This is a genomic window from Streptomyces sp. NPDC030995 (assembly GCF_055571215.1).
This window is the reverse complement of the sequence record NZ_JBVIFS010000026.1, coordinates 47298-72051: the sequence shown is the minus strand read 5'-3', so window position 1 is coordinate 72051 and position 24754 is coordinate 47298. Positions and strand designations below refer to the sequence as shown.

Sequence of the window (24754 nt, the reverse complement as noted above, 5' to 3'; positions counted from 1 at the left end):
GCATGATCGGCCAACGCAAGGATGACCACGTCCGGCTCGCTGCCGAGCAGCAGCGCGCGCACAGCGGACGCAACCAGTTCGACGAGGTGTCGTTCGTCCACCACGCCCTGGCCGGCATCGACCGGCCGGACGTCTCGCTGGCCACGACCTTCGCCGGCATCTCCTGGCAGGTCCCGCTGTACGTCAACGCGATGACCGGCGGCAGCACGAAGACCGGCATCATCAACCGGGACCTGGCCATCGCCGCCCGCGAGACCGGGGTGCCCCTCGCGTCGGGATCCATGAGCGCCTACTTCAAGGACCCCTCGTGCGCCGACACGTTCAGCGTGCTGCGCACCCACAACCCGGACGGGTTCGTCCTGGCCAACGTCAACGCCAACGCCTCGACCGAGCAGGCCCGGCGGGCCATCGGCCTGCTGCGGGCCGACGCCCTGCAGATCCACGTCAACACCGTGCAGGAAACGGTGATGCCGGAGGGCGACCGGTCCTTCTCCGCCTGGGTCCCGCAGATCGAGAAGATCGCGGCCGCCGTCGACGTCCCCGTGATCGTCAAAGAGGTCGGATTCGGGCTGAGCCGCGAGACCGTCCTGAGGCTGCGGGACCTGGGCGTGCGGGTGGCGGACCTCGGCGGCCGCGGCGGCACCGACTTCGCCCGCATCGAGAACGGCCGGCGGGAACTCGCCGACTACGCCTACCTCCACGGCTGGGGCCAGTCCACCGCCGCCTGCCTCCTGGACGCGCAGGACACCGCCCTGCCCGTCCTCGCCTCCGGAGGCGTCCGCAATCCGCTCGACGTCGCCCGCGCCCTGGCGCTCGGCGCCTCGGGTGTCGGCGTGTCCGGAGGATTCCTGCGCACGCTCCTCGACGGCGGCGTACCGGCGCTGATCGCCCAGATCTCCACGTGGCTCGACCAGCTGGCGGCGCTGCAGACCATGCTCGGCGCGCGCACCCCCGCCGAGCTGACGCGCTGCGATCTGACGATCCACGGCGAACTCCGCTCCTTCTGCATCGACCGAGGCATCGAGACGCGGCCGCTCGCCCAGCGGTCCCGCGCCGCCGACGCCGCCCACGAGCTGACGGGAAGTACACGATGACTGACGCGCACGCGATAGCAGGAGTCCCGATGAAGTGGGTGGGACCCCTGCGCATCTCGGGGAACATCGCCACCACCGAGACCCATGTCCCCCTCGCCACCTACGAGTCGCCGCTGTGGCCCTCCGTGGGGCGCGGGGCCAAGGTCTCCATGCTGGCCGAGCACGGCATCGTCGCCACCCTCGTCGACGAACGGATGACCCGCTCGGTGCTCGTCGAAGCGGTGGACGCGCAGACCGCGTACACGGCCGCGCGGACCATCGAGGCACGGATCGACGAACTGCGCGACGTGGTGCGCACCTGCAGCCGGTACGCCGAACTCATCGGCATCCGGCACGAGATCACCGCCAACCTGCTGTTCGTCCGCTTCGAGTTCTCCACCGGAGACGCCTCCGGGCACAACATGGCGACCCTCGCGTCCGACGCACTGCTGGGGCACCTCTTGCAGACCATCCCGGGCATCTCCTACGGATCGATCTCCGGAAACTACTGCACGGACAAGAAAGCGACCGCGGTCAACGGCATTCTGGGACGCGGCAAGAACGTGGTCACCGAACTACTCGTGCCGCGCGACGTGGTCGAAAACGTCCTGCACACGACGGCCGCGAAGATCGTCGAGCTGAACATCCGCAAGAACCTCCTCGGCACCCTCCTCGCCGGCGGAATCCGCTCGGCCAACGCCCACTTCGCGAACATGCTCCTCGGGTTCTACCTGGCGACCGGCCAGGACGCGGCCAACATCGTCGAGGGCTCCCAGGGCGTCACCATGGCCGAAGACCGTGACGGCGACCTCTACTTCTCCTGCACCCTGCCCAACCTGATCGTGGGCACCGTCGGCAACGGCAAGGGCCTGCGCTTCGTCGAGACCAACCTGACCCGGCTCGGCTGCAGGGCCGAGCGCGCCCCCGGCGAGAACGCCCGCCGCCTCGCGGTCATCGCCGCGGCGACCGTCCTGTGCGGTGAACTCTCGCTCCTCGCGGCACAGACCAACCCGGGCGAACTCATGCGCGCCCACCTCCAGCTGGAACGCGACAAGCAGACAGTAAAGGTCGGTGTTTAGGACATGGCCAGTGAATCCGCGATCGGAATTCACGATCTGTCGTTCGCGACAACCGAGTTCGTCCTGCCACACACGGCGCTCGCCGCATACAACGGCACCGAGATCGGCAAATACCACCTGGGCATCGGCCAGCAGTCGATGAGCGTGGCCGCCGCCGACGAGGACATCGTCACCCTGGGCGCGGCCGCCGCCGAACCCCTGATCGCCCGCCACGGCACCGACCGCATCCGCACGGTCGTCTTCGCGACGGAATCCTCGATCGACCAGGCCAAGTCGGCCGGTGTGTACGTCCATTCGCTGCTCGGACTGCCCTCGGCCACCCGGGTCGTCGAGTTGAAGCAGGCCTGCTACGGAGCCACGGCCGCCCTGCAGTTCGCCATCGGCCTCGTGCACCGCGACCCCGAGCAGCAGGTCCTCGTGATCGCCAGCGACATCTCCAAATACGAGCTGGACAGCCCCGGCGAGGCGACCCAGGGCGCGGCCGCCGTGGCCCTGCTCGTCGCCAAGGACCCCGCGCTGGTACGCATCGAGGGACCGTCGGGCCTGTTCACCGCCGACGTCATGGACTTCTGGCGGCCCAACTACCGCGATTGCGCACTGGTCGACGGACAGGAATCCATCACCGCCTATCTGCAGGCGGTGGAGGGCACGTGGAAGGACTACACGGAGCAGGGCGGCCACGCGCTCGACGAGTTCAGCGCGTTCTGCTACCACCAGCCGTTCACGAAGATGGCCCACAAGGCGCACCGCCACCTGCTGAACACCTGCGGCCACGACACGGACGAGGCCGACATCACACGCGCCATCGGGCAGACCACCGCCTACAACGCGGTCATCGGCAACAGCTACACCGCGTCGGTGTACCTGGGCCTCGCCGCGCTGCTCGACCAGGCGGACGACCTGACCGGCCGGTCCATCGGCTTCCTCAGCTACGGGTCCGGCTCCGTCGCCGAGTTCTTCGCCGGCAAGGTCGTGCCCGGCTACCAGGACCACCTGCGGACCAAGGAACACCGCGAGGCGATCGACCGGCGCCGCACCCTCGACCACGGCGCCTACCGCGAGCTGCACCAGCGGTCGTTGCCGACCGACGGGGGAGAGCACCCCACCCCGGCGCAGACCACCGGGCCCTTCCGGCTCGCGGCCCTGCGCGGCCACAAGCGCATCTACGAAAGGCGCTAGAGGCACATGGCCGGCATCGGGATCCTCGGCACGGGCGCCTACGTGCCCGATCGGGTCGTCTCCAACGACGAAGTCAGCGCGGCCGCGGGCGTCGACGACGCCTGGATCATCCGCAAGACCGACATCCGCGAACGGCGCTGGGCCGCCCCCCACCAGGCAACCTCGGACCTGGCCACGGCCGCCGGGCGGGCCGCGCTGGCATCGGCCGGCATCACCGCCGACCAGCTGACGGCGATCGTCGTCGCCACCTCCACACCGGACCGCCCGCAGCCGCCCACCGCGGCCTACGTCCAGCACAACCTCGGTGCGGCGGCAGCGGCGGCCTTCGACGTCAACGCCGTGTGCTCCGGGGAGGTGTTCGCGCTCACCGCCGTCGAGGGCGTGCTCGCCCGGCGCGGCGGCCACGCGCTGGTCATCGGCGCCGACCTGTACTCGCGCATCCTCAACCCCCTCGACCGCAGGACGGCCGTGCTGTTCGGCGACGGCGCCGGCGCGATGGTCCTGGGCTCCGACGGCCAGGGCGCACGCATCCGCCACACCGCCCTGCACACCTTCGGCGACCTGACCGACCTGATCCAAGTACCCGCGGGCGGCAGCCGGCTCCCCATCGACCAGACCGCCCTCGACGCCGGACTCCAGTACTTCGCGATGGACGGGCGCGCCGTACGCAGCTTCGTCGAGGAACGCCTGCCGCCGCTGGCCAAGCAGTTCCTGCACGAGGCCGGCGTCACCCCCGAGGACATCCGCCACTTCGTCCCGCACCAGGCCAACGGTGTCCTGCTCGGCACGGTCTTCGCAGACCTGGGCCTGTCGCGGGCATCCCTGCACCTCACCCTGACGCACTACGGCAACACCGGAGCCGCCTCCATCCCGATCACCTTGGACGCGGCGGCCCGCACCGGGGCCTTGTGCCCCGGCGATCTCATCCTCCTGGCCGGCTTCGGCGGCGGCATGGCGGCGGGACTCGCCCTGGTCGAGTGGTGAACAGGCCCTGGGGCCTGTCGCCCCAGGGCCTGACCCCGTCGCTTTTCGCTCCGTCGTCCGACCCCGGCAGAAACGGTTGACATGACAGCGAGACATCACACGGTGTGCGTGATAGGTGTCGGACCGCGCGGACTCTCCGTGATCGAGCGACTGTGCGCCAACGCCCGTTCCCTGCCCGAAGGCAGCACCCTCCACATCCATGTGGTCGACCCCTACCCGCCCGGCCCCGGCAAGGTGTGGCGGACCGATCAGTCACAGCACCTCCTCATGAACACCGTGGCCGGACAGATCTCCCTGTTCACCGACGCCACCGTCGACATGCAAGGCCCCCTCGAGCCGGGCCCGAGCCTGCACGAATGGGCCATGGCACTCGTGGCGGGCGAAGTAGCCGGCGACCACCCGCCGCACGTCCTGCACGAGGCCCGCGCCCTGGGCCCCGACACCTACCCGACACGCGCGTTCTACGGCCACTACCTGCGGTGGGTCTACCAGCACATCGTCCAGGGCGCGCCCTCGAACCTCACGGTCAGCGCGCACCGCTCCCGCGCCGTGGCCCTGGACGACGACCCGGACGCCCCCCACGGAACCCGCCAGCGGGTCCAGCTGAGCGACGCGACCCGGCTGACCGGCCTCGACGCCGTGATCCTGTGCCAGGGCCACCTGCCGGCCCGCCCGGACGACGCCGAGCGCGAATTCACCGCCCACCTACGCCAGCTGGGGCTCACGCACATCCCGCCGGCCAACCCCGCGGACGTCGACCTCGACGTACTGGAGCCCGGCACAAGGGTGCTGCTGCGCGGGCTCGGCCTGAACTTCTTCGACTACATGGCCCAGCTCACCGCCGGCCGCGGCGGCTCCTTCACCCGGATCGGCGGCCGGCTCGTCTACCACGCCTCCGGCCAGGAGCCCCGGCTCTACGCGGGCTCCCGCCGCGGCATCCCCTACCAGGCCCGCGGCGAGAACGAGAAAGGCCCGCACGGCCGGCACGAGCCGCTGCTGCTCACCGCCGACCGCATCACCGCGCTGCGCCGCTCCAAAGGCCGCTCCGGTCTCGACTTCAAGGCCGACCTGTGGCCGCTGATCTCGCGGGAAGCCGAGGCGGTCTACTACGCGACGCTGCTCAGGTCCTGCGGGGACACCCACCAGGCCGAGCGGTTCCAGCCCGACTATCTTCACGCCGACACGGCAGAGCGGCAGACCGACGCCGTCCTCGACGCGTACGGCATCGGTGACAAGGACCGCCTCGACTGGGACCTGCTGGCCCGCCCCTACCGCGACCGGGAGTTCACCGGCCCGCGCGACTTCACCGGCTGGCTCCTCGACCACCTGCGCCAGGACGTCGCCGAAGCCCGCTCCGGCAACGTCAACGGCCCCCTCAAGGCGGCACTCGACGTCCTGCGCGACCTGCGCAACGAGGTCCGCCTCGCCGTCGACCACGGCGGCCTGCACGGCGACTCGTACCGCACCGATCTGGTCGGCTGGTACACCCCGCTCAACGCCCACCTGTCGATCGGCCCGCCGGCCCGCCGCGTCGAGGAGATGATCGCGCTGATCGAGTCCGACGTGCTGCGGATCCTCGGCCCGGACCTGAAGGTCACGGCCGAACGCACCGGATACACCGTCCACTCGCCGCTCGTGCCCGCCTCGGCGGTCACCGTCGACGCGCTCGTCGAGGCACGCCTGCCCGCCATCACCCTGACCCGCACCGACGACGCACTGCTGCGCCATCTGCTGGTCACCGGGCAGTGCACCACCTACCGCATCCGCAACCGATCCCACGGCGCGTACGAGACCGACGGCACGGCCGTCACCGAGCGGCCCTTCCGCCTCATCGACGCGGCCGGACGCCCGCATCCGAACCGCTTCGCCTTCGGGGTACCCACCGAGTCGGTGCACTGGGTGACGGCCGCGGGCATCCGCCCCGGCGTCAACTCGGTGACGCTCACCGACGCCGACGCCATCGCCCGCGCCTCACTCGCCTGCGGCACGGCAGCCGGACCGCAGCAGGAACAGGCACCCGGACAGGACGCTCACACAGGACAGGGACTCATCCATGCCCAGTGACACCCCCCTCACCGCCCAGGCGGGCACCGGCCCGGCCCCGGTGCCCCTGGACTGCGGTCTGCTCTCACCGGTCTGGGCGGACGCCCCCGTCGTCGCCGCGCTCAGCGACCACGCATGGCTGCAGGCCATGCTGGACGCGGAGGCGGCCCTGAGCCGGGCACAGGCCCGCCTCGGCACGGTGCCCGATGCGGCCGCGAAGGTGATCACCGAGACGGCGCGGGCCGACCGCCTCGACCTGCCGGCCCTGGCCGCCCAGGCCCGCCAGTGTGCCAACCCCGTGGTGGCACTGGTACGGGAGTTCACCGCGCTGGTCGCACAACGGGACCCGGACGCGGCCGCGTACGTGCATCGCGGGTCGACCAGCCAGGACATCCTCGACACGGCGACCGTCCTGGTCGCCCACCGGGCCCTGCGCCTGATCCGCGCCGACCTCGCCCGCGTCGCGCAGAACCTGGCCGCACTCGCCGAGAGCCACCGCGACACACTGATGGCGGGCCGCACCCTGGCCCTCCACGCGGTGCCCACGACCTTCGGCGTGAAGGCGGCCGGCTGGCGCCACCTCGTCCTGGACGCCGTGGACAAACTGGACCGGCTCGGCGCGGGCGGACTTCCCGTCCAACTCGGCGGAGCCGCCGGAACGCTGGCCGGATACCTCCAGTACGCCAGGGACGCCGACCCCGCCGCGTACGTGAAGGACCTCACGGCGGCCTTCGCCGACGAACTGGGGCTGTCCGCACCGCTGTTGCCCTGGCACGTCCTGCGCACCCCCGTCGTGGACCTGGCCACGGCGGGGGCGTTCACCTGCGGCGCCCTGGGCAAGATCGCGGTCGATGTGCTGTCCCTGACCCGGACCGAGGTCGCGGAGGTGCACGAGCCGGCCCCCGCGGGCCGCGGCGCGTCCTCGGCGATGCCGCACAAACGCAATCCCGTACTGGCCACGGCCATCCGGTCCGCCGCCCTGCAGACCCCGCAGCTCGCGGCGACCGTGCTGGGCTGCATGCCGAGCGAGGACGAACGGTCGGCCGGCGCCTGGCACGCGGAGTGGGAGCCCCTGCGCTCCCTGCTGCGGCTGACCGGAGGCGCGGCGCACCAGGCGGTGGAGCTCGTCTCCCAGCTGACGGTGGACACGTACCGCATGCGGGCCAACACCGCCATCACCGGCGGGCAGATCGTCTCCGAGCGGATCGCCGCCGTCCTGGCTCCACTGCTCGGCAAGGCACGGGCCCGGGACCTGCTGAACGAGGCGTCCGCACGGTCGGCGCGCACCGGCGAGTCCCTCGCCGACATCCTGCGCCAGGACGACCGGGCGTCGGCCGTCCTCGCCGAGGCCGGGCTCACCGACCTGTTCGAGGCCCGGGCGTACACCGGGGCCGCCGGCGCGCTGACGAAGCGCGCGCTGTCCCGGCCGCTGCCCTCGTAGCCCCTCGCAGGCCCTCGTGGCGCCTACGAGGGCCTGCGAGGGCCCGGCGCGGTCAGCCCCGGCGCTCCAGGGCGATCTCGGTGAGCTCTTCTATGTCGAACTCCGAGCGGCCAGGTGTGCCGTAGCGCGTCAGCTTCCCCCGGCTCACCCACTTCCGGATGGTGGCTTCGGACACGCCCGCCGCCAGGGCGGCCACATTCGTCGGAATGAGCCTGTGCCGTGGCGGCCTGTTCACGCGACGTCCTCTCGCTGCCGATTCATGAGCTGCCGCAGTTCCAGCCATTCCCGCATCTCCCATGAGTGTCCGGAGGAGCAGCTGATGCTGCCCCTTCCCGTGTGTCCGAAAATCTGTGGCGAGGCGCTGATGTTTCCCGTGCAGTCATCCACGACGCACGCGGCGGCGAGCGCACGGTGATTGCCGTGCTCCGGATCGATGACGCGCAGCAGATCCATGCGAAGGCCGTCGATCTCGTCCGCGAAATCCTGGGCCGGCTGCTGGGCGGCCAGCCAATCCAGATGGTGTGTCAGGAAGCGCACGAGCTGCGTGACCGAGCGGTCCGGTGCGGGAACGGCGAGCTCTTCCACGACGATCTCCGCCCAGGACCCCAGGACGGCGACGATGTTGTACCGGGTGTCGAGCGCGGACACGTTCAGATGATCCCGCTTCCGACTCCCGGACACTTTCGTGGGGTTGCTGATCCGCCTGCTCGACGACGACATGTGGTGCAGGCATTCCTGATGCAGGCCGGGAAGGGCGCGCAGGTTGCGTTCCACCTGCTTGATACAGGGGACGCAGAGGGTGGACCCGATGGCGGTACGGACTTCCTGGGCGTGGCTCCTGGGGCATGCGTCGAACTCCATTGGGTCTCCTTCGTCAGCTGACTCGCCCTGCGATCACCGCGGATCGCATGCCTTTCATTGCAGATTGCCGGAAGTGCATCTCGAATAAATCGACTCCGGGGGATGGAGCGTCGTCGGACCCGGATGTCGAGGCACATGGAAAGGGAGTGCGATGGCGGCATCCGCCCGGCACTCGTCATGCATTTCTATGGAGGAACTTGAGCGTTCCACGAGTGATCGTGGGTGTCAACGTTCGGCCTTGCGGCGAGATCGATAATCGAGCGGCGTGAAATTCTCAGTCCATCGCCGTTAAAGGGAGACCCGAGGTTCGTTCAAGGTTCAAAGGTGCGCGGCCCGGCGGACTTACGGCCGGAAATCCGTCAACTCCTGCAGGACACGCACGCGCTCAACCATGCGCCGACGCCGCTGACGTGACGCTCCGAGCTGCGCTGGAGAACCGGTCGAGCCGCGCTCGGACCGCAGCTCGCACGCTGTTGTCCGGCCGAGAGACACGCCGATAGCGTTCCAGACGCGAGGGGAGGGGGCTCGGTCACCAGGCGGATCTGCCTCGGCCTGCAACGGCGCGACCGCACGGACAAGTGGAGGAGTGCCGCCATGCCCACCCCGCAGCCGCACCAGCGTACGACCGAGATCGCCGCCCGAGCCCTTGCCGAGGCCCGCGCCATGGCCGGCGCCGGCCCGGCCCCCGCCCGCCGCACGTCCGGCGAACTGGCGGCCGCCGCGCTGCGCGCGTACGGCGCCCTGTCGGCGGGCCGCGCGCAGCCCGTCCCGTACACCGTGCTCGGGCCCGGCGGCGGGGTGCGCGGGCTCGCGGTCTTCCTCTCCGTGTACGCCGCCCAGCAAGAGCGGCAAGAGCGGCAGGAGCAGCAGGCCCCGAGCGGTGCGCTGCGGCCGGCCCAGGCCCCGGTGACGCTGGAGCGGCTGTCGCCCCTGGAACGCGCGGTCTTCCTCCTGCGGGACGTGTTCGCGTGCGGCCTCCCACAGATCGCGGCGGCCGTGGGGCGCTCGGAGGAGGAGTGCCGCCAACTCGCCGCCACCGCCCCCGTTCCCGGCGACGGCAGTGGTACGCCGCCGGGATGGCCCCGGCTCATCGTCGGGGCCGAGAACGTGGCCCGGGTGCTCGCCGCGACCGTCCCCCCGCTCGTGCGGATCGGCATCACCATGGAACAGCAGCCCGTCGACGGCCGGCCGGGCGTGGTCTTCCGCGACCGCAACGGCGAGATCCTCAACGCCCTGGCACTGGACATCGTCGACGGGCGCATCCAGACGATCCGCGTGGTGCCCGGCTCCGAGGCGCTCGGCTCCGAACGGGCTCAATAATTCGGCACATCATCCGCCGGTGCGCCGGTCGAATTCGCCTCGAGTGTTCATCGCGTCCATTGGAATTCCATTGCGGACACATTCCTGTCGGCGCAATATTGGGTGCGCATCCTGCGGCGCGAGGAGAATTCGCCCTGAACCGCCTTCCGCGCCCATTCAGTTGCTTGAAACAGCCCCCTCTTTATGTGTCATCAACAGACGACACCGCTGGATCGGAGCGTCATGGAGGACCTCATGCGGGGGATTCGCATCCGCGGGGCATTGCAGCAGCCCGAATGGAGCAACCCCCTGCAAGTACGCAGGGTGGGCGAGGTACTTGCCGCACGTCCCCCGCTCGTGCGGGCCGACGACGTGGCCACGCTGCGGACGCTGCTGGGCAAGGTGGCGCTCGGCGAAGCCATGGTGCTGCAGTCCGGGGACTGCGCCGAGGACCCGCAGGAGTGCACCCGCCACCACATCGCGCGCAAGAGCGCCCTGCTCGACCAGCTCGCCGGGACACTTAGCCTGGCCACCCGCAAGCCCGTCCTGCGCGCCGGCCGCATCGCGGGACAGTTCGCCAAGCCCCGCTCCAAGCCCACCGAGGTCGTCGACGGCGTCGAACTCCCCGTCTTCCGCGGCCATATGGTCAACGGCCCGGAGCCGGACCACGAAAACCGCCGCCCCGACCCCCTGCGCATCCTCACCGGCTACATGGCCGCCAGCGACATCGTCGAGCACCTGGGCTGGCGCGAACGCCCCGCGAGGCCAGGCGCCGTGGACCATCTGGTGTGGACCAGCCACGAGGCGCTGCTCCTCGACTACGAGATCCCCATGCTCCGCACCGACGAGACGGGGCAGATGTTCTTCCTCGGCTCGACCCACTGGCCGTGGATCGGCGAGCGCACCCGCCAGGTCGAGGGCGCCCACGTCGCCCTGCTCGCCCAGGTCGCCAACCCGGTGGCGTGCAAGATCGGTCCCGCCACGCGGCCCGACGAACTGCTCGCCCTGTGCGAGCGGCTCGACCCGTGGCGCGACCCCGGGCGCCTCACCCTCATCGCACGCATGGGCGCCGGCGCCGTCACCGAGCGGCTGCCGCGCCTCGTCGACGCCGTACGCCGCGCCGGCCACCCCGTCATCTGGCTCAGCGACCCCATGCACGGCAACACCGTGACGGCGCCCGGCGGCCGCAAGACCAGGCTCGTGCGGATGGTCTCGCTCGAGGTCTCCCGCTTCGTCGAAGCCGTGCGCGCAGCGGGCGGCGTCCCCGGCGGACTGCACCTGGAAACCACACCGGACGACGTCACCGAATGCGCCACCACCGAGGCCGATCTCGACTCCGTGGGCCAGCGCTACACCTCGCACTGCGACCCCCGCCTCAACCCGTGGCAGGCCCAAGCCGTGGTCTCGTCCTGGACCGCCTGAGCCACCGGAAGTGGAGCCATGACCGGCATACCCCCCATCAGCCCGTACCCGCTGCCCGCCGCCGGCGACATACCCGCGCCCGTCGTGCACTGGACCGCCGAACCGGACCGGGCGGTCCTCCTCGTCCACGACATGCAGCGGTACTTCCTGGGGCCGTTCCCCGACAGCCTGCGCGAGGAACTGGTCCGCAACGCCGCGCTGCTGCGCGACCGCTGCGCCGCAGCCGGCGTCCCGGTCGCCTACACCGCCCAGCCCGGCGGCATGAGCGACGAACAACGCGGTCTGCTCAAAGACTTCTGGGGCCCCGGCATGCGCCCCGACCCCGAGGACCGCCAGGTGGTCGACGCGCTCGCGCCCACTGAGCACGACCGGCTGCTCACCAAGTGGCGCTACAGCGCGTTCTTCCGGACCGACCTGCTGGAGTGGATGCGCGAGCAGGGCCGCGACCAGCTCGTCCTGTGCGGTGTCTACGCCCACGTCGGGGTGCTCGCCACCGCCGTCGAGGCCTTCACGAACGACATCCAGCCGTTCCTCGTCGCCGACGCCACGGCCGACTTCTCGCAACGCCACCACCGCGCGGCCCTCACCTACGCCGCCGAGCGCTGTGCCCTCGTCACCACGGTCAAGGAAGTGTTCGCATGACGTACGGTCCGCCCGCACCCCCCGGCGACGAGACGTCCGGCGACCTGCTCGACCGGGCACTGGAAGGACAGCTGGAGGCATTCGCCCTGCTGCACCGGCCCGGCACCGCCGGCTCCGGCGTCGTGGAGGTCCTGGCGGGCCCGGTGTCCCTGCCCGCCACGCTGGCCGACATCCCGCTGCCCCCGGCCCGCGGCAGCGGCGCCCACCACGAGGTCCTGGTCATCGTTCCCTACCGGCAGCTCGCAGAGCGCGGCTTCGCCTGCGCCGACGACGGGACCCCGCTGGTGGCGATGACCGTGACCGGCCGGCAACAGCTGCCGCTCGGCGAGGCCCTGGCCCGCCTCCCCGACGTGCCCACCCCCCTGGCCGGCAGCGGATTCGACGTCGACGACGAGGCGTACGAGGAAGTGGTGCGCCGCGTCGTCAAGGAGATGATCGGTACCGGCGAGGGCGCGAACTTCGTCATCAAGCGCACCCTCGTCGCCGACATCACGCACTACGGGCCGCGCAGCGCCCCGGCCCTGTTCCGCCGGCTCCTCGAACGCGAATCCGGCGTGCACTGGACGTTCCTGATCCACACCGGCACCCGGACCCTGGTCGGCGCCTCGCCCGAGCGCCACATCAGCCTCCAGGGCGGCACCGCCGTCATGAACCCCATCAGCGGCACGTACCGCTACCCGAGCTCGGGCCCCACCCTCTCGGGCGTGCTGGAATTCCTGGACGACCGCAAGGAGACCGACGAGCTGTACATGGTGCTCGACGAGGAACTCAAGATGATGGCCCGCATCTGCGCGGCGGGCGGCCGTGTCGTGGGCCCCTACCTCAAGGAAATGGCCAGGCTCGCGCACACCGAGTACTTCATCGAGGGACGCACCGACCGCGACGTGCGCGACATCCTGCGCGAGACGATGTTCGCGCCCACGGTCACCGGCAGCCCGCTGGAGAGCGCCTGCCGGACCATCTACCAGTACGAGCCGGGCGGCCGCGGCTACTACAGCGGCACCGCCGCGCTCATCGGACGGGACGCCGACGGGCAGCGCGTCATGGACTCCGCGATCCTCATCCGCACCGCGGACATCACCCCCCAAGGACGCCTCGGCATCGCAGTGGGCGCCACCATCGTGCGGCACTCCGACCCCGCCTCCGAGGCAGCGGAGACCCGCGCCAAGGCAGCCGGACTCCTCGCCGCGCTGGGCGGCGACGGCAAGGAGCGCTTCGCCGACCATCCGAGCGTGCGCCAGGCACTTCAGCGGCGCAACGACTCCATCGCCGCCTTCTGGCTGGCCGACGAAGCGGCACGCACCCCGGCGCCGGGCGGCCTGGCCGGGCGCAGCGTCCTCGTCGTGGACGCCGAGGACACCTTCACCGCGATGATCGACCAGCAACTGCGCTCCCTCGGGCTACGGGTGACGGTCCGCCGCTACGACGAGGAGTACGCCTTCGAGAGCCACGACCTGGTCGTGATGGGGCCGGGCCCGGGGGATCCGCAGGAGGCCGCCCACCCCAAGATGCGGCACCTGCACACGGCGCTCGACACGCTGCTGCGCGAACGCCGGCCCTTCCTCGCCGTCTGCCTCAGCCACCAGGTCCTGGGCCTCAGGCTCGGCCTGCCGCTGCACCGCAGGGCGGTGCCCAACCAGGGCGTGCAGAAGAAGATCGACCTGTTCGGCGCCGCCGAACACGTCGGCTTCTACAACACCTTCTCCCTGGTCAGCGAGAACGACGCCGTCATCGTGGACGGGGTGGGGCCGGTGCGGGTGAGCCGGGACACGGCCACCGGTGAGGTGCACGCACTGCGCGGGCCCGGCTTCGCCTCCCTGCAGTTCCACCCCGAGTCCGTGCTCACCAGGGGCGGGCCCCGCATCATCGGCACGGCCCTGGCCGACCTGCTCGCGACGGCCCCGACCACCCGCGCCGCCTGATCCGCCCGCACCCCTTCGACCAGTGGGAGAACGAACGGATGCACACGTACGTAGTCGTCGACGCCTTCGCGCGCGAGCCCCTGACCGGCAACCCGGTGGCGGTGTTCTTCGGCAGCGACGACCTGACCGCCGGGCAGATGCAGCGCATCGCACGGGAGATGAACCTCTCGGAGACCACGTTCGTGCTCCGGCCCCGCCACGACGGCCACGACGCCCACGTGCGGATCTTCACCCCCGTCAACGAACTCCCCTTCGCAGGACACCCGTTGCTCGGCACCGCCATCGCCCTGGGAAGGCGCACCGACGGGGACCGGCTGCGGATCGAGACCGCGATGGGCGTGATCCCCTTCGAGCTGGACCGCGTCGCCGGCAACGTCGTCGCGGCGAGCATGCGCCAGCCGGTGCCCGTGTGGGAGCCCTTCGACCGCGCCGATGAACTCCTTGAGGCACTGGGCATCGCCACGTCGACGCTCCCGGTGGACATCTACCGCAACGGCCCCCGCCACGTCCTCGTCGGCCTGGAAAGCGTCGAGGCCCTGGCCACACTGGACCCCGATCACCGCGCCCTGGCCCGCTTCCCCGACATGGCGACCAACTGCTATGCCGGATCGGGCAGTTCATGGCGCAACCGCATGTTCTCGCCCGCGTACGGAGTCCTGGAGGACGCCGCCACCGGCTCCGCCGCCGGGCCCATCGCCATCCACCTCGCCCGGCACGGCCTCGCCCCCTACGGGCGGCGCATCGAGATCACCCAGGGCGTCGAGATCGGCCGCCCCTCACCCATGGGCGCCCTCGTCCACGGGGAGGGCGACCGCGTCGACTCCGTCGACGTCTTCGGCCACGGCGTCCTCACCATCGAAGGGCTGCTCCATGTCTGACCTGTCCCACACGCGTTCCGAGTCGCTCACCGGCGCCATCGAGGTGGACTTCCCCGAGTTCCTCGCGCCGCCGCCCGAGCCGATGGGACTGCTGGCCGCATGGCTGAAGGCCGGCACCGCACACGGCGTGCGCGAGCCCCGCGCCCTGGCCCTGGCCACCGCCGACGACCGCGGCCGCACCTCCTCGCGCACCGTGGTCCTCTCCTCGGTGACGGACGCCGGGATCGCCTTCACCACCCACGCCGACAGCCAAAAGGGCCGCGAACTGGCCCAGAACCCATGGGCGTCCGGTGTCCTGTACTGGCGCGAGACCAGCCAGCAGATCACCTTCGCGGGCCCCGTGACCCGGCTCTCCGACGCCGAGACCAACACCCTGTGGTTCGCACGGCCCGTCTTCACCCACCCCATGACCACCGTGTCCCGGCAGAGCCGGCCGGTGACCGACCTCGACCACTTCGCCGAACTGCGGGCCAAAGCCCTCGAACTGGGCCAGCCGCAGCAGCCGTTGCGGCGCCCCCAGACATACGCGGCCTACCGGCTGGCGCCCGCCTGCGTGGAATTCTGGGCCAACGGCACCGACCGGCTGCACGAGCGGCTGCGCTACGACCGCGCCGGCGACGGCTGGCAGATCAGCCGCCTCCAGCCTTAGCGCCCACGCCCACGCCCACGCCCGCGTCCACGAAAAAGAGCCCCCGCCGTCCCCCCCCCTTCACGGGCGGGACGACGGGGGCTCCTTTTTCGTGGGGGTTCGGGTGTTCAGCCGGCCGCGACGGCCTCGACCACGGACGCGTGCGGCGAGGGCTCCACGAAACGCGTGACCGCGAATCCCGCCGCCGTCAGCAGCGCCTCGTACTCCGCGCGGGTGCGGCCCTTGCCGTTCAGGACCGTCATCATCAGCATGTCGATCGTCTTGCCCGGGTGAGGATCGTTGCCCGCCGGGATCATGGCGTTGACGGCGAGGAGCCGTCCGTGCGCGGGCATCGCGCCGCGGCACGTCCGCAGGATCTGCAGGCACTGCTCGTCCGGCCAGCTGGCCAGCACGTGCTTGAGGAGATAGACGTCGGCGCCCGACGGCACGGAGGCGAAGAAGTCCCCCGCCACCGCGCTCCACCGCCCCTTCAGGTCCGGGGCGTCCAGGACATGCCCGGCCACCACGTTCTCCAGGTCGAACAGGGTGCCCGTCATGTGCGGGTTGCGCCGCAAAACCGCGCGCAGCAGACCGCCGCGCCCGCCGCCCACGTCCACGACGCTCCTGGCCTCGGGAAAGTCGCAGACCTCGGCGATGTCGTTGCTCAGCGCCTCGGAGAACGCCGCCATACTGGAGTTGAAGGCCCTTCCGAACTCCGGCTCGCCGGCCACATAGTCGTAGAAGGGGATGCCGTACAGGCCCTCGAACGCGGTGGTGCCCGTACGGACCGCGTCGTGGAGACGGCCCGCCGACTCCCAGAAAGCCGCCTCGCCGCGCACCCTGATGTAGTCGCGCAGGGACCGCTCCGCGTGCGTGCACAGCGGCTCGGCGAGCGGGGTGAGGTGGAAGCGGCCCTGCTCGTCCTCGCGGAAGACCCCCTTGGTGGCGAGGAACCGCAGAAGCCGGTACAGGTGCGGGCCGTCCGCCTGCACCGCCCCGGCCAGTTCGCCGGCGGTGCGCGGGCCCTGCGCCAGGTGGTCGGCGATGCCGAAACGCGCGGCGGCGTGCAGGGCCGCCGAGTACACATAGCCCAGGGCGAGTTCGAGCAGTTCGCCCGTCACCTGTGAGGTGCCGGACATCTTCGGGTCTTCTGCGGCCTCCAGGCGAACGCCTGCCATCGGTAAAGTCCCCTCTTCCATGCCGTACGAGGTCCAGGGCCCAACGGATCGTGCACGAGCCCCGGCATACGCCTCCCAGCCTGCGCCCGGCCCATCGCGTCCCGCTCAAGTACCGCGGGAGTACACCCCCCAAGCGCTCGAACACCGCTCGACCCGGCCCCGAGCCGCGGACACGAGGATTCACCTCGACCGCCCGAACACGCTGCTGAGGGGACACCATGGCTGACGACGCACCGCACGGCTTCACCGACGCCGCCGAGCTGCGCCGCAAGAACCGTGCCACCGTCGAGAAGTACCTGGCGGACACGAAGGGCCCGGCCCGGCTGCACCGGCACGAGCTGTTCGTCGAGCACGGCAGCGGCGGTCTGTGGACCAGCGACACCGGAGAACCCATTGTTATTCAGGGCCGCGACCGGCTGGCCGAGCACGGGGTCTGGTCACTCGAGATGTTCCCGGACTGGGAGTGGTACAACATCCAGGTCTTCGAGACGCAGGACCCGAACTTCTTCTGGGTCGAGTGCGACGGGCACGGAAAGATCCGCTTCCCGGGCTATCCCGAGGGCTACTACGAGAACCACTTCCTGCACTCCTTCGCCCTCGACGACGGAAAGATCGTGCAGAACCGCGAGTTCATGAACCCCTTCCAGCAGCTGCGGGCCCTCGGCATCCCCGTCCCGGAGATCAAGCGCGAGGGAATCCCCACCTGAAAGGCGACCGGCCCCGGTGGCGACGCGCGAGCGGGCGCGGCCACCGGGGCCGGTCGGCCGGCACGGCGTCAGCCGAGCAGATACCGCTGGATGGTCGGCGAGAGCAGCTCGATCAGCTCCTCGCCCGACGCCGACGCGATCGGCTCCATCTTCAGGACGTAGCGGTACAGGACCACGCCCCAGACCTGCGCCGCCGCCGCGTTGATGTTGATCGCCGGAACGGCGAGCGTCTCGGCGACCTGCTCGATGTTCATCGGCTTGCCCTCGAGCGCGATGCCCACCTGCGCGAAGAGCTGCGAGTACAGGAAGTCGCGCAGCTGCTCCGCGCCCTCCTCGGTGGTGGTCGCGGCGGCGAGGGTGGCGAGCAGCTTCGGCCGCACCCCGGGGTCTTCCCAGCGGGTCAGGGCCGAGCGCAGAAGGCTCTCGGCCAGCTGCTCGCGCGGCCCGCTGAGCGATTCCGCGCTGGCCTGGGCGAGCCCCGCCCCGAGCGAGCTCAGGGCGGCCATGCCCCCTTCGGTCTCAGCGACGTCGGACATCTCTTCCTCTCCTGTTCCTGTGGTCACGCGACCTTCGTCGCGCAGAGAACGGCCTCCACCGGGAGGGCGTTCTTCGGCATCGTGGCGGGATCCTCGGCGATGGCCTTGGTGACCTTGAACCCGCACTCCTCGATCCAGCGCTGCCACGTCGACAGCTTCTGCGGCCCGCCCTGCCCCATGGCGCAGCCGATGAAGAAGCTGGGATAGAAGTCGACGGTGTAGTTGTCCCGGTCCTTGAGGTTCTCGGGGAACACCGGCACCAGGACGTTGATGGTCCCGCCGGCCTCCAGCGACCGGTGGACGCCTTCGAGGATCCGGAACACGTCACTCTTGTCGAACATGGGCAGGAAGTGCTTGATCAGCACGGTGTCGAAACCCCGCGGCACCTCCTCGAAGACGTCGCCGCCGATGAAGGAGCAGTGCTCCTCCACACCATGGGCCTTGAAGTTCTCCAGGCACTCCTTCTCCTTCGCCGGCAGGTCGAAGGTGGTGACCTTCAGCCCGGGAGAGGCCTTGTGCCGGTAGGTGTGGATCGCGCCGAGACCCGTGTTGCCGGCGAGGTCGAGGACCTGCGCACCGGAGGGGATGTCGACGTGTCCGAAGAACCACGGGTCGATGTGGGCCGTGGCGGTGTTCATCAACCGCGCCCACGACTCGCGCAGTTCGTCGTGCTCGGCCAGCGCGTTGTACAGGTCGCCCTCGGAGCCGTAGACCTCGCGCAGACCCACGGTCGTGCCGGTGCGCACGCTCTCGGTCAGATGGAACAGCTGCCGCAGCGAAACCATCTTGATCATGTCCAGATCGGCGAGCACGAGCCGCTCGTCATCCTCGGAGAGGTCGGCGAGCGCGTCGAGGGTGTAGGCGCCGGTCTCCTCGTCGTGGGCGATGAAGCTCTCCTTGACCAGCAGGAGGAGGAGCTGTTGCACAGCGTCGGGCTTGGCGCCGACGGCCTCGCCGAGCTGGACCGCGGTCAGGCCGGGCGTCTGGCGGAGCTTGTCGATGATGCCGAGCTCGAAGGTGGACAGCAGGGTCATGAACCGCGAGGGGCCCACCATGTATTCGCGAAACCGCGCGAGGGTGGCGTCAGACGTCATTGCAGGGATCCCTTTCGAAAATTGGTCGCTGCCGCCGGCGGGCCGGGCAGCGAGACGCGAACGGCCCGGGCCCGGCGGCAGGTCGCCGCCGGGCCCGGACCGTCGCCTTGCCGGTCGGGCGGGTTCGGGTCAGGCCGCGTCGGCGGCGCCGAACCAGCGCCGCAGAGCCTGCGCCAGGCCCTCGGCATCGCTGCCCGCCCAGGCGACGTAACCGTCGGGGCGCACCAGCAGGGCGGTGGCGCCACCGAAGGTGTCCGCCGACGGCGGCGTGCCGGTGACGGTGGAGACCCGGTCCTTCCAGCCGGCCGCGACGGCCCGCACCGCGGAGCTGTCGGCGAGGTCGAGCAGCACGCCCTGCGCCGGGTGCAGCAGCTCGGGCGTGCGGACCGGGCCGCTCGCGGTGTCCAGCGTGCGCGGCGGCAGCCGGCGGCCGACGAGCGGGTGGCCGCCGGCGTCGATGTCGTAGCGGATGTCGATGTGGCTGACCGCGCCCGCCCACTGCCGCTTGACCTCGTCGAGAGCGATCAGCTCGGCGAACAGCTCGCGCAGCGCCTGCGACTCCTCGCCACCGAAGATGGCCTGCCCCTGGGCGCGGGTGTTCGACAGCAACCGCGCGCCCACCGGGTGGCGCTCCGCGTGGTACGTGTCCAGCAGTCCCTCGGGCGCCCGGCCCCGGACGGTGGCGGCGAGTTTCCAGCCCAGGTTGACCGCGTCCTGCACACCGGCGCTCATGCCCTGACCGCCCACCGGCAGGTGGATGTGCGCGGCGTCCCCGGCCAGCAGCACGCGGCCCTTGCGGTACTCGGCGGCCTGCCGGGTGGCGTCGGTGAAGGAGCTGACCCACTGCGCGGTGCCACCGGAGATGTCCTCGCCGGTCACCCGCTTCCACGCCGCGGCGACATCGGCGAACTCGACGCCCTCACCGGCGCCCAGGAGCGAGGTGTCGTACTCGGACAGGATGATGCGGTCCACCCCGCCGGGCAGCTGGAAGACCTGCACCAGACCGCCGGGCAGCCGCTCGCCGTGCGGGCGCGGCCGCACCCCGCAGCCGACCACGTCGGCCAGGTGCATGACCTGGCTCCCGGACGTGCCGGGGAAGTCGATGCCCGCGGCCTTGCGCACCGCGCTGCGCGCGCCGTCGGTACCCACCAGGTACCGGCCGCGCAGCTCCTCCTGCCCGCCGTCGGGGGTGGCCACGGTGACCGTGACGCCGTCCTCGTCCTGCTCCAGGGACAGGAACGTGCGGCCGCGGCGCAGATCGGCGCCGAGCGCACCGGCCCACTCCTCCAGGACCGCCTCGGTCTGGGACTGCGGGATGCCCCGGGCCCCGAAGTTCGCGTCCTCGAGCACGGTGTAGTCGAACGGGATACCGCCGAAGTGCCCGAACGGGCTGGTCTCCAGGCCGGGGAAACGCTCGACGAGACCGCGCTGGTCGAACGATTCCAGGGCACGCGTGGTGAAACCGAGCGCGCGCGACTCACCGCTGGGCTGCTCCAGCGCCTCGGCCACGACGACGCTCGCCCCGCCCAGACGCAGTTCCCCGGCCAACATCAGACCGGTAGGACCGCCTCCGACGACGATGACGTCCGCATCCAGCTTCCTGGCCATGTCAATCCTTTCCTCATGTCTGTCACGTTCTCGGTGCGACGTGCATAGGGGCGCAGCACGATGCCCCGGGCTCCGACGTGCGGTGCCCGGGGCATCGTGGTGCTGGTGCCGATGGCGCCGGCGGGTGGGCTCAGCCGTGCTGGCCGGGCGTGTAGTTGCCGCCCGGGATCCCGCCGATGACACCGAGCCGGTTGCTGGCGTTGATCAGCGCGACCAGGCAGGTCAGCGCGGCCAGCTGCTCCTCGTTGTAGTGCTTGGAGGCGTTCGTCCACACGTCCTCCGGCACACCGCCGGCGCCGTCGGTGATCCGGGTGCCCTGCTCGGCGACCTCAAGGGCGGCCCGCTCGGCCTCGGTGAAGACGGTGGCCTCGCGCCAGACCGGGACCAGGTTGACCCGCGTCGCGCTCTCTCCGGCGTGCGCCAGGTCCTTGCTGTGGATGTCGGTGCAGAAGCCACAGCCGTTGATCTGGCTCACCCGCAGCAGCACCAGATCGATCGTCACCTTCGGCAGCAGACCGCTGTTGATGACGGCCAGGCTCGCCGTGTTGATGCCCTTCATGGCCTTGCCGGCGATTTCACTGCCGAAAAGATTCACACGCACAGACATAAGACACTCCTCAAAAGTGGGGTGGTGGTTACCGCTTCACCTTTCCGACGACGCAGCCCCGGAAAGTGTGAGGTCGCCTGATGTGATGCCCGTCACAGCCCTTTGCGGGGCTGCTGAGGTCACACCTTTTCGCCGGTGACTTCGTGCAGCAGATTCCGCAGCAGGGGCGAGAGCCGGATGTACGGACCGAGATTCAGGTGCTGCCCGTCCGGGGACCACTTCAGCGCCGCGATGACGAACGGACGGTCGGAATACGTGCACCGCGTGTTCCGTACGAACTTCTCGATCCGCGGGTCGAGGGGAACGGGAAGCAGCGACGGATCCCAGTTGCGGACCGGCGCCGGCGCGTAGCAGATCTTCTCGATCCGCGAGGACTCCCAGCCGAGGGTGACGTAGGACCGGAAGGACCGCTGCGCGAACTCCAGCGCCCGCCCCTGCGGTTCCGACAGGCCCAGTTCACGGTTGAGCGACTGGATGTTGTCCTCGGTGCGGAAGGCGTCGGGCAGGTGGGCGAAGTACAGATTGACCTTCCGGCTCTGGTAGTTGATCCCGATCATCGCCACGTTGTCCAAGTGGTGGCGGGCGAACAGCTCCGCGTTGTCGGCCAGCGACGGCGGCATGGAGGGGATGGCCACGAGCTGCGCCACGGTCAGCGGGTCGCCCGGGAAGTGCGCGTAGACCTTGCTGAAGCCGCTGACGATGCCGCCGTCGATGAAGTACTCGCTGATCGGGACGCGCGCCTTGAGGTCGTCGAGCAGGCCCGCGACGGGGTGCTCCGGCGCCGTGACGAAGCCCTCGGCCAGCGCGACGGCGTAGGGGTCGGGCCCGCCGACCGGCACGGTGATGGTGTAGTCGAGGTCGTCCGTGGGGTCCCCGCCGGTCGCCACGCTCAGCACCATCCCGGCGTCCGCGAGCCCCTTCCCGTACGCGGTCAGGATCGGCCCGATCCTCTCGCGTGAGCAGGGCACCCCCAGCAGCCGAGCCGACTCCTCGATGGCCGAGTACACCTCGTCGACCGCGGTGGCTCCAGACATTTCTCCTCCTCCAAGTGCCTGACATTTCCTGTTTCGCAGCAGGCTTCGGCTCACATGGGACGCATGACGCATGACGCAGGACATAGGGCGCGTTGACGCAGCGCAGGAAGGGGCGCGCGGTGCGAAGGGAACGAGGCGTCTTCGAAGCCGGCCTTCGTCGCCGCCGGCGAAGGGGCGGACGGCGGACCGCCCGGGGCTGCGGCTCTCAACTCGACTGCCCACAACACGTTTTGGGCAGGGTTGGCGTGCTGGAAGAGTGACATGCGTGCCGTCGCCCCGCCAAGGGCGCCACAAAGTGAGGTGGGTCACGTGACGAGGTCGTCCCCGCCTCGACCAGGCCTCAAGCTGCCTCCACGAACAATCGAGCCGTTGCCGGCGTCCGCGGCACCATCGGCTGTCACGTGCGCGGACCCGGCGGTGTCTTCATGCCGGAGCCCAACCACGCACAACACAGAGGGAGAACACCATGGCACTGCGCGTTCCCAAGGCAGAGCTCTCCGACGAGCTCACGGAAAACCTCATCAAGACGTTCGGCGTCGTGCCCGAGCCCGTCGCGGTGGCGTGGCACAACCCCAAGGTGGCCGAGTCCACCCTGGAGCTCGGGAGCAAGGCGAACGAGTGGGACGCGGTCGACGAGAGCCTCAAGACGTTCGCGCACATGGCCGTCGCCGCCCAGGTCGGCTGCAACTGGTGCCTGGACATCAACTACTTCCAGGCGCTGAACCAGAACCTGGACCTGGCCAAGGCGAGCCAGGTGCCGAACTGGCGGGAGACGGACGTGTTCACGCCGCTGGAGCGCGACGTCCTGGAGTACGCCGAGGCCATGACCAACACGCCGCCGACCGTCACCGACGAGCTGTCCGCGCGGCTGCTCGAGGTGCTCGGCTCGGCAGCACTGGTCGAACTCACCGCGTTCATCGCCTTCGCCAACCTGGCGACCAGGAACAACAACGCGCTCGGGATCCAGTCCCAGGGCTTCTCCGAGGCGTGCGAGATTCCGCTGGCCGCGCGCCCCACGAACGCCGGGTCGCGCCCGACCGTGTGATCGACGATCCGTTCGTCGTCCATCGCAGCGAGGACGTCCTGCAGGAGTCCTGGCTGCGATGGGCGGACGTCGACCGCCCGCCCGTACGAGACCTGCGGGCCCACCTCGTCCGGATCGCCACGCGGCAAGCCCGCAACCGGCTGCGGACGTTGCCGCGCAGCCGCGAAACGCAGCGGGCCTGCACCACGGATGCGGGGAATCCGTGGTGCAGGCGACGCGGGCCGACCGGGTCAGGAAGCCGGGAGCTTCAGGAGCTGGCCGCTGGTGGTCAGCGTGTTGTTGGTGACGTAGATGTCACCGTTGGAAGCGATGTCCAGGCCCGTGGGCAGGTTCAGCGTGGTGCCGGTGCTGATCGGCGTGAGGGCACCCGTGGTCTTGTCGATCCGGGTCAGCGCACCGGTGTCGGGCTGGCTCACCGTGTCGCCCGTGGCGTACGACAGGGCGACCAGGTGGCCGTCGGGCTGCACGGCGAGGTCGATGACACCCGTCAGACCGGTGGTGAAGACGGTCGGGTCGCTGCCCGGCACCCAGCGCCAGATACGGCCGAGGCCCTTGCGGATGCCGCTCATGTCGGAGATGTAGTACGCGCCGTCCGCGCCCTTCACGATGCCGGTCGGCACCGCCTCGGCGTCCCCGTTCTTCGGGAAGACGAACTCCGTCTTGACGGTGCCGTCCGGGCTGACCCGCAGCAGGGTGTTGCCGGCGGCGTCGGTGACCAGGAAGTCGTCACCGACCTTGACCGACCGCTGCGGGTTGGACAGGACCTGGCTGCCGTCGGGGTTGAGGTTGCTCTCGTGCGTGGTCAGGTCGCCGAGGATCTTGCCCTTGGCGATGGCGAGCGTGCCGAGCGGCTCGGCGCCCGTGCCGAGCGCCGTACGGGTCGCGGCGGTGCCGCTCAGGCTGTAGGTCACCCGGTAGGTGCCGCTGCCGGCGCACTCGACGTGGTTCGCCCCCGCGATCACGTTGCTGCCGTCGGCGCGGACGATCATCTTGGACGGCAGACCGGTGACGACACGGCCCTTGAGGGAGCCCTTCACCCGGTAGATGGAGCCGGTGAAACCGAGGCACTGGGAGCCCGGCTCCGTGCAGGCGGTGGCCGGACCACTGCCGGACTCCGCGACCAGGATCGAGCCGTCGGGCTGGATCGCGACGTCACGCGGGTTCTTCAGACCGGAAGCGATGACCGTGGCTGCTGACGCGTCCTGGGTCGCGGCCTGGCTCTGGCTGGGTATCGCCATCACCGTGAGGCCGCCCACGACTGCCGTTGCCAGGAAGGCCCCCGCCCAAGACTTTGTTGCTCTGGACATGTCTCTCCTCAACTTGGCACGCCCCCGCAGTCAGGAGCGAATCAAACCTGCATCACCGTAGACGCAGGAATTGGCCCGAATGCAGTGTGCAACATCGGAAATTCCGCAGTTGTGCACCGGCTCACCCGGCAGCCGTGAACCCCCCTGCGCATTCGCCGCCAAAAGGCAGTTGGCGAATTCCGGGAAG

At 70.4% G+C, this 24754-nt stretch carries 23 protein-coding genes and 1 pseudogene; 15 read left to right on the top strand and 9 right to left on the bottom strand.

Features of this window, described 5'->3' with window-relative positions:
• Positions 1 to 2: 2 nt before the first annotated feature.
• The 6 genes from fni to ACZ45T_RS29760 all read left to right on the top strand — a co-directional run bounded on the left by fni (position 3) and on the right by ACZ45T_RS29760 (position 7799).
• Entirely contained in the window at positions 3 to 1094 is a 1092-nt protein-coding gene (gene fni, locus ACZ45T_RS29785) for a type 2 isopentenyl-diphosphate Delta-isomerase (protein WP_468446666.1), read from the top strand.
• Positions 1095 to 1123: 29 nt separating this feature from the next.
• Positions 1124 to 2152: a hydroxymethylglutaryl-CoA reductase gene (locus ACZ45T_RS29780; protein WP_468446664.1), complete on the top strand. Its 1029-nt coding sequence runs from the start codon at positions 1124 to 1126 to the stop codon at positions 2150 to 2152.
• Positions 2153 to 2155: 3 nt separating this feature from the next.
• On the top strand, positions 2156 to 3331 hold the full coding sequence (locus tag ACZ45T_RS29775; RefSeq protein ID WP_468446662.1) for a hydroxymethylglutaryl-CoA synthase: 1176 nt from the start codon (positions 2156 to 2158) through the stop codon (positions 3329 to 3331).
• Between the two features lie 6 nt (positions 3332 to 3337).
• Entirely contained in the window at positions 3338 to 4315 is a 978-nt protein-coding gene (locus ACZ45T_RS29770; RefSeq protein WP_468446660.1) for a 3-oxoacyl-ACP synthase III family protein, read from the top strand.
• Positions 4316 to 4396: 81 nt separating this feature from the next.
• Positions 4397 to 6379 carry an FAD/NAD(P)-binding protein gene (locus ACZ45T_RS29765; protein ID WP_468446658.1) on the top strand — a complete coding sequence of 661 codons (1983 nt, stop codon included), beginning with the start codon at positions 4397 to 4399 and terminating at the stop codon, positions 6377 to 6379.
• On the top strand, positions 6369 to 7799 hold the full coding sequence (locus tag ACZ45T_RS29760) for a nitrosuccinate lyase (protein WP_468446656.1): 1431 nt from the start codon (positions 6369 to 6371) through the stop codon (positions 7797 to 7799). The genes ACZ45T_RS29765 and ACZ45T_RS29760 overlap by 11 nt, the downstream gene beginning before the upstream one ends.
• A gap of 52 nt (positions 7800 to 7851) precedes the next feature.
• Here the strand turns inward: ACZ45T_RS29760 and ACZ45T_RS29755 are convergent, their stop codons facing one another.
• Positions 7852 to 8034, bottom strand: a complete 183-nt coding sequence (locus ACZ45T_RS29755; RefSeq protein WP_468446654.1) for a MerR family transcriptional regulator — start codon at positions 8032 to 8034, stop codon at positions 7852 to 7854.
• Complete coding sequence (locus ACZ45T_RS29750) at positions 8031 to 8660, bottom strand: hypothetical protein (RefSeq protein ID WP_468446652.1); 630 nt, start codon at positions 8658 to 8660, stop codon at positions 8031 to 8033. Before ACZ45T_RS29750 ends, ACZ45T_RS29755 begins: the two co-directional genes overlap by 4 nt.
• A 594-nt stretch (positions 8661 to 9254) precedes the next feature.
• Between ACZ45T_RS29750 and ACZ45T_RS29745 the strand changes: the two genes are divergently transcribed.
• From ACZ45T_RS29745 to phzG, 6 genes are all read left to right on the top strand, one after another.
• Entirely contained in the window at positions 9255 to 9980 is a 726-nt protein-coding gene (locus ACZ45T_RS29745) for a sigma factor-like helix-turn-helix DNA-binding protein (protein WP_468446650.1), read from the top strand.
• Between the two features lie 222 nt (positions 9981 to 10202).
• Positions 10203 to 11381: a 3-deoxy-7-phosphoheptulonate synthase gene (locus ACZ45T_RS29740; protein WP_468446648.1), complete on the top strand. Its 1179-nt coding sequence runs from the start codon at positions 10203 to 10205 to the stop codon at positions 11379 to 11381.
• Between the two features lie 18 nt (positions 11382 to 11399).
• A complete protein-coding gene (locus ACZ45T_RS29735; protein WP_468446646.1) occupies positions 11400 to 12023 on the top strand; it encodes an isochorismatase family protein in 624 nt (207 codons plus the stop codon).
• The gene (locus ACZ45T_RS29730) at positions 12020 to 13945 is read left to right on the top strand and encodes an anthranilate synthase family protein (protein ID WP_468446644.1); all 1926 of its coding nucleotides are present in this window, start codon (positions 12020 to 12022) and stop codon (positions 13943 to 13945) included. The genes ACZ45T_RS29735 and ACZ45T_RS29730 overlap by 4 nt, the downstream gene beginning before the upstream one ends.
• Before the next feature lie 38 nt (positions 13946 to 13983).
• Complete coding sequence (locus tag ACZ45T_RS29725) at positions 13984 to 14823, top strand: PhzF family phenazine biosynthesis isomerase (RefSeq protein WP_468446642.1); 840 nt, start codon at positions 13984 to 13986, stop codon at positions 14821 to 14823.
• On the top strand, positions 14816 to 15472 hold the full coding sequence (gene phzG, locus ACZ45T_RS29720) for a phenazine biosynthesis FMN-dependent oxidase PhzG (protein ID WP_468446640.1): 657 nt from the start codon (positions 14816 to 14818) through the stop codon (positions 15470 to 15472). The genes ACZ45T_RS29725 and phzG overlap by 8 nt, the downstream gene beginning before the upstream one ends.
• 107 nt (positions 15473 to 15579) lie before the next feature.
• On the opposite strand, the gene ACZ45T_RS29715 is transcribed toward phzG, so the two are convergent.
• Positions 15580 to 16629: a methyltransferase gene (locus ACZ45T_RS29715; RefSeq protein ID WP_468446638.1), complete on the bottom strand. Its 1050-nt coding sequence runs from the start codon at positions 16627 to 16629 to the stop codon at positions 15580 to 15582.
• Between the two features lie 218 nt (positions 16630 to 16847).
• On the opposite strand from ACZ45T_RS29715, the gene ACZ45T_RS29710 reads away from it, so the two are divergent.
• Complete coding sequence (locus tag ACZ45T_RS29710; RefSeq protein ID WP_468446636.1) at positions 16848 to 17336, top strand: PhzA/PhzB family protein; 489 nt, start codon at positions 16848 to 16850, stop codon at positions 17334 to 17336.
• Between the two features lie 68 nt (positions 17337 to 17404).
• On the opposite strand, the gene ACZ45T_RS29705 is transcribed toward ACZ45T_RS29710, so the two are convergent.
• The 5 genes from ACZ45T_RS29705 to ACZ45T_RS29685 form a co-directional block, all read right to left on the bottom strand.
• On the bottom strand, positions 17405 to 17872 hold the full coding sequence (locus ACZ45T_RS29705; RefSeq protein ID WP_468446634.1) for a TetR/AcrR family transcriptional regulator: 468 nt from the start codon (positions 17870 to 17872) through the stop codon (positions 17405 to 17407).
• A 23-nt stretch (positions 17873 to 17895) separates the two neighbouring features.
• Entirely contained in the window at positions 17896 to 18966 is a 1071-nt protein-coding gene (locus ACZ45T_RS29700; RefSeq protein WP_468446632.1) for a methyltransferase, read from the bottom strand.
• Between the two features lie 129 nt (positions 18967 to 19095).
• The gene (locus tag ACZ45T_RS29695; RefSeq protein ID WP_468446630.1) at positions 19096 to 20574 is read right to left on the bottom strand and encodes an FAD-dependent monooxygenase; all 1479 of its coding nucleotides are present in this window, start codon (positions 20572 to 20574) and stop codon (positions 19096 to 19098) included.
• A gap of 130 nt (positions 20575 to 20704) precedes the next feature.
• The gene (locus ACZ45T_RS29690; RefSeq protein WP_468446628.1) at positions 20705 to 21181 is read right to left on the bottom strand and encodes a carboxymuconolactone decarboxylase family protein; all 477 of its coding nucleotides are present in this window, start codon (positions 21179 to 21181) and stop codon (positions 20705 to 20707) included.
• Between the two features lie 119 nt (positions 21182 to 21300).
• Complete coding sequence (locus ACZ45T_RS29685; RefSeq protein ID WP_468446626.1) at positions 21301 to 22215, bottom strand: aromatic prenyltransferase; 915 nt, start codon at positions 22213 to 22215, stop codon at positions 21301 to 21303.
• Between the two features lie 466 nt (positions 22216 to 22681).
• On the opposite strand from ACZ45T_RS29685, the gene ACZ45T_RS29680 reads away from it, so the two are divergent.
• Positions 22682 to 23260, top strand: a complete 579-nt coding sequence (locus ACZ45T_RS29680) for a carboxymuconolactone decarboxylase family protein (RefSeq protein ID WP_468446625.1) — start codon at positions 22682 to 22684, stop codon at positions 23258 to 23260.
• Positions 23257 to 23427: pseudogene (locus ACZ45T_RS29675) on the top strand (sigma factor); the annotation flags it as partial. The gene ACZ45T_RS29680 and the pseudogene ACZ45T_RS29675, both read left to right, overlap by 4 nt.
• Before the next feature lie 63 nt (positions 23428 to 23490).
• On the opposite strand, the gene ACZ45T_RS29670 reads toward ACZ45T_RS29675, so the two are convergent.
• Positions 23491 to 24567, bottom strand: coding sequence for a ScyD/ScyE family protein (locus ACZ45T_RS29670; protein ID WP_468446623.1), 1077 nt, complete (start codon positions 24565 to 24567; stop codon positions 23491 to 23493).
• Between the last annotated feature and the right edge of the window lie 187 nt (positions 24568 to 24754).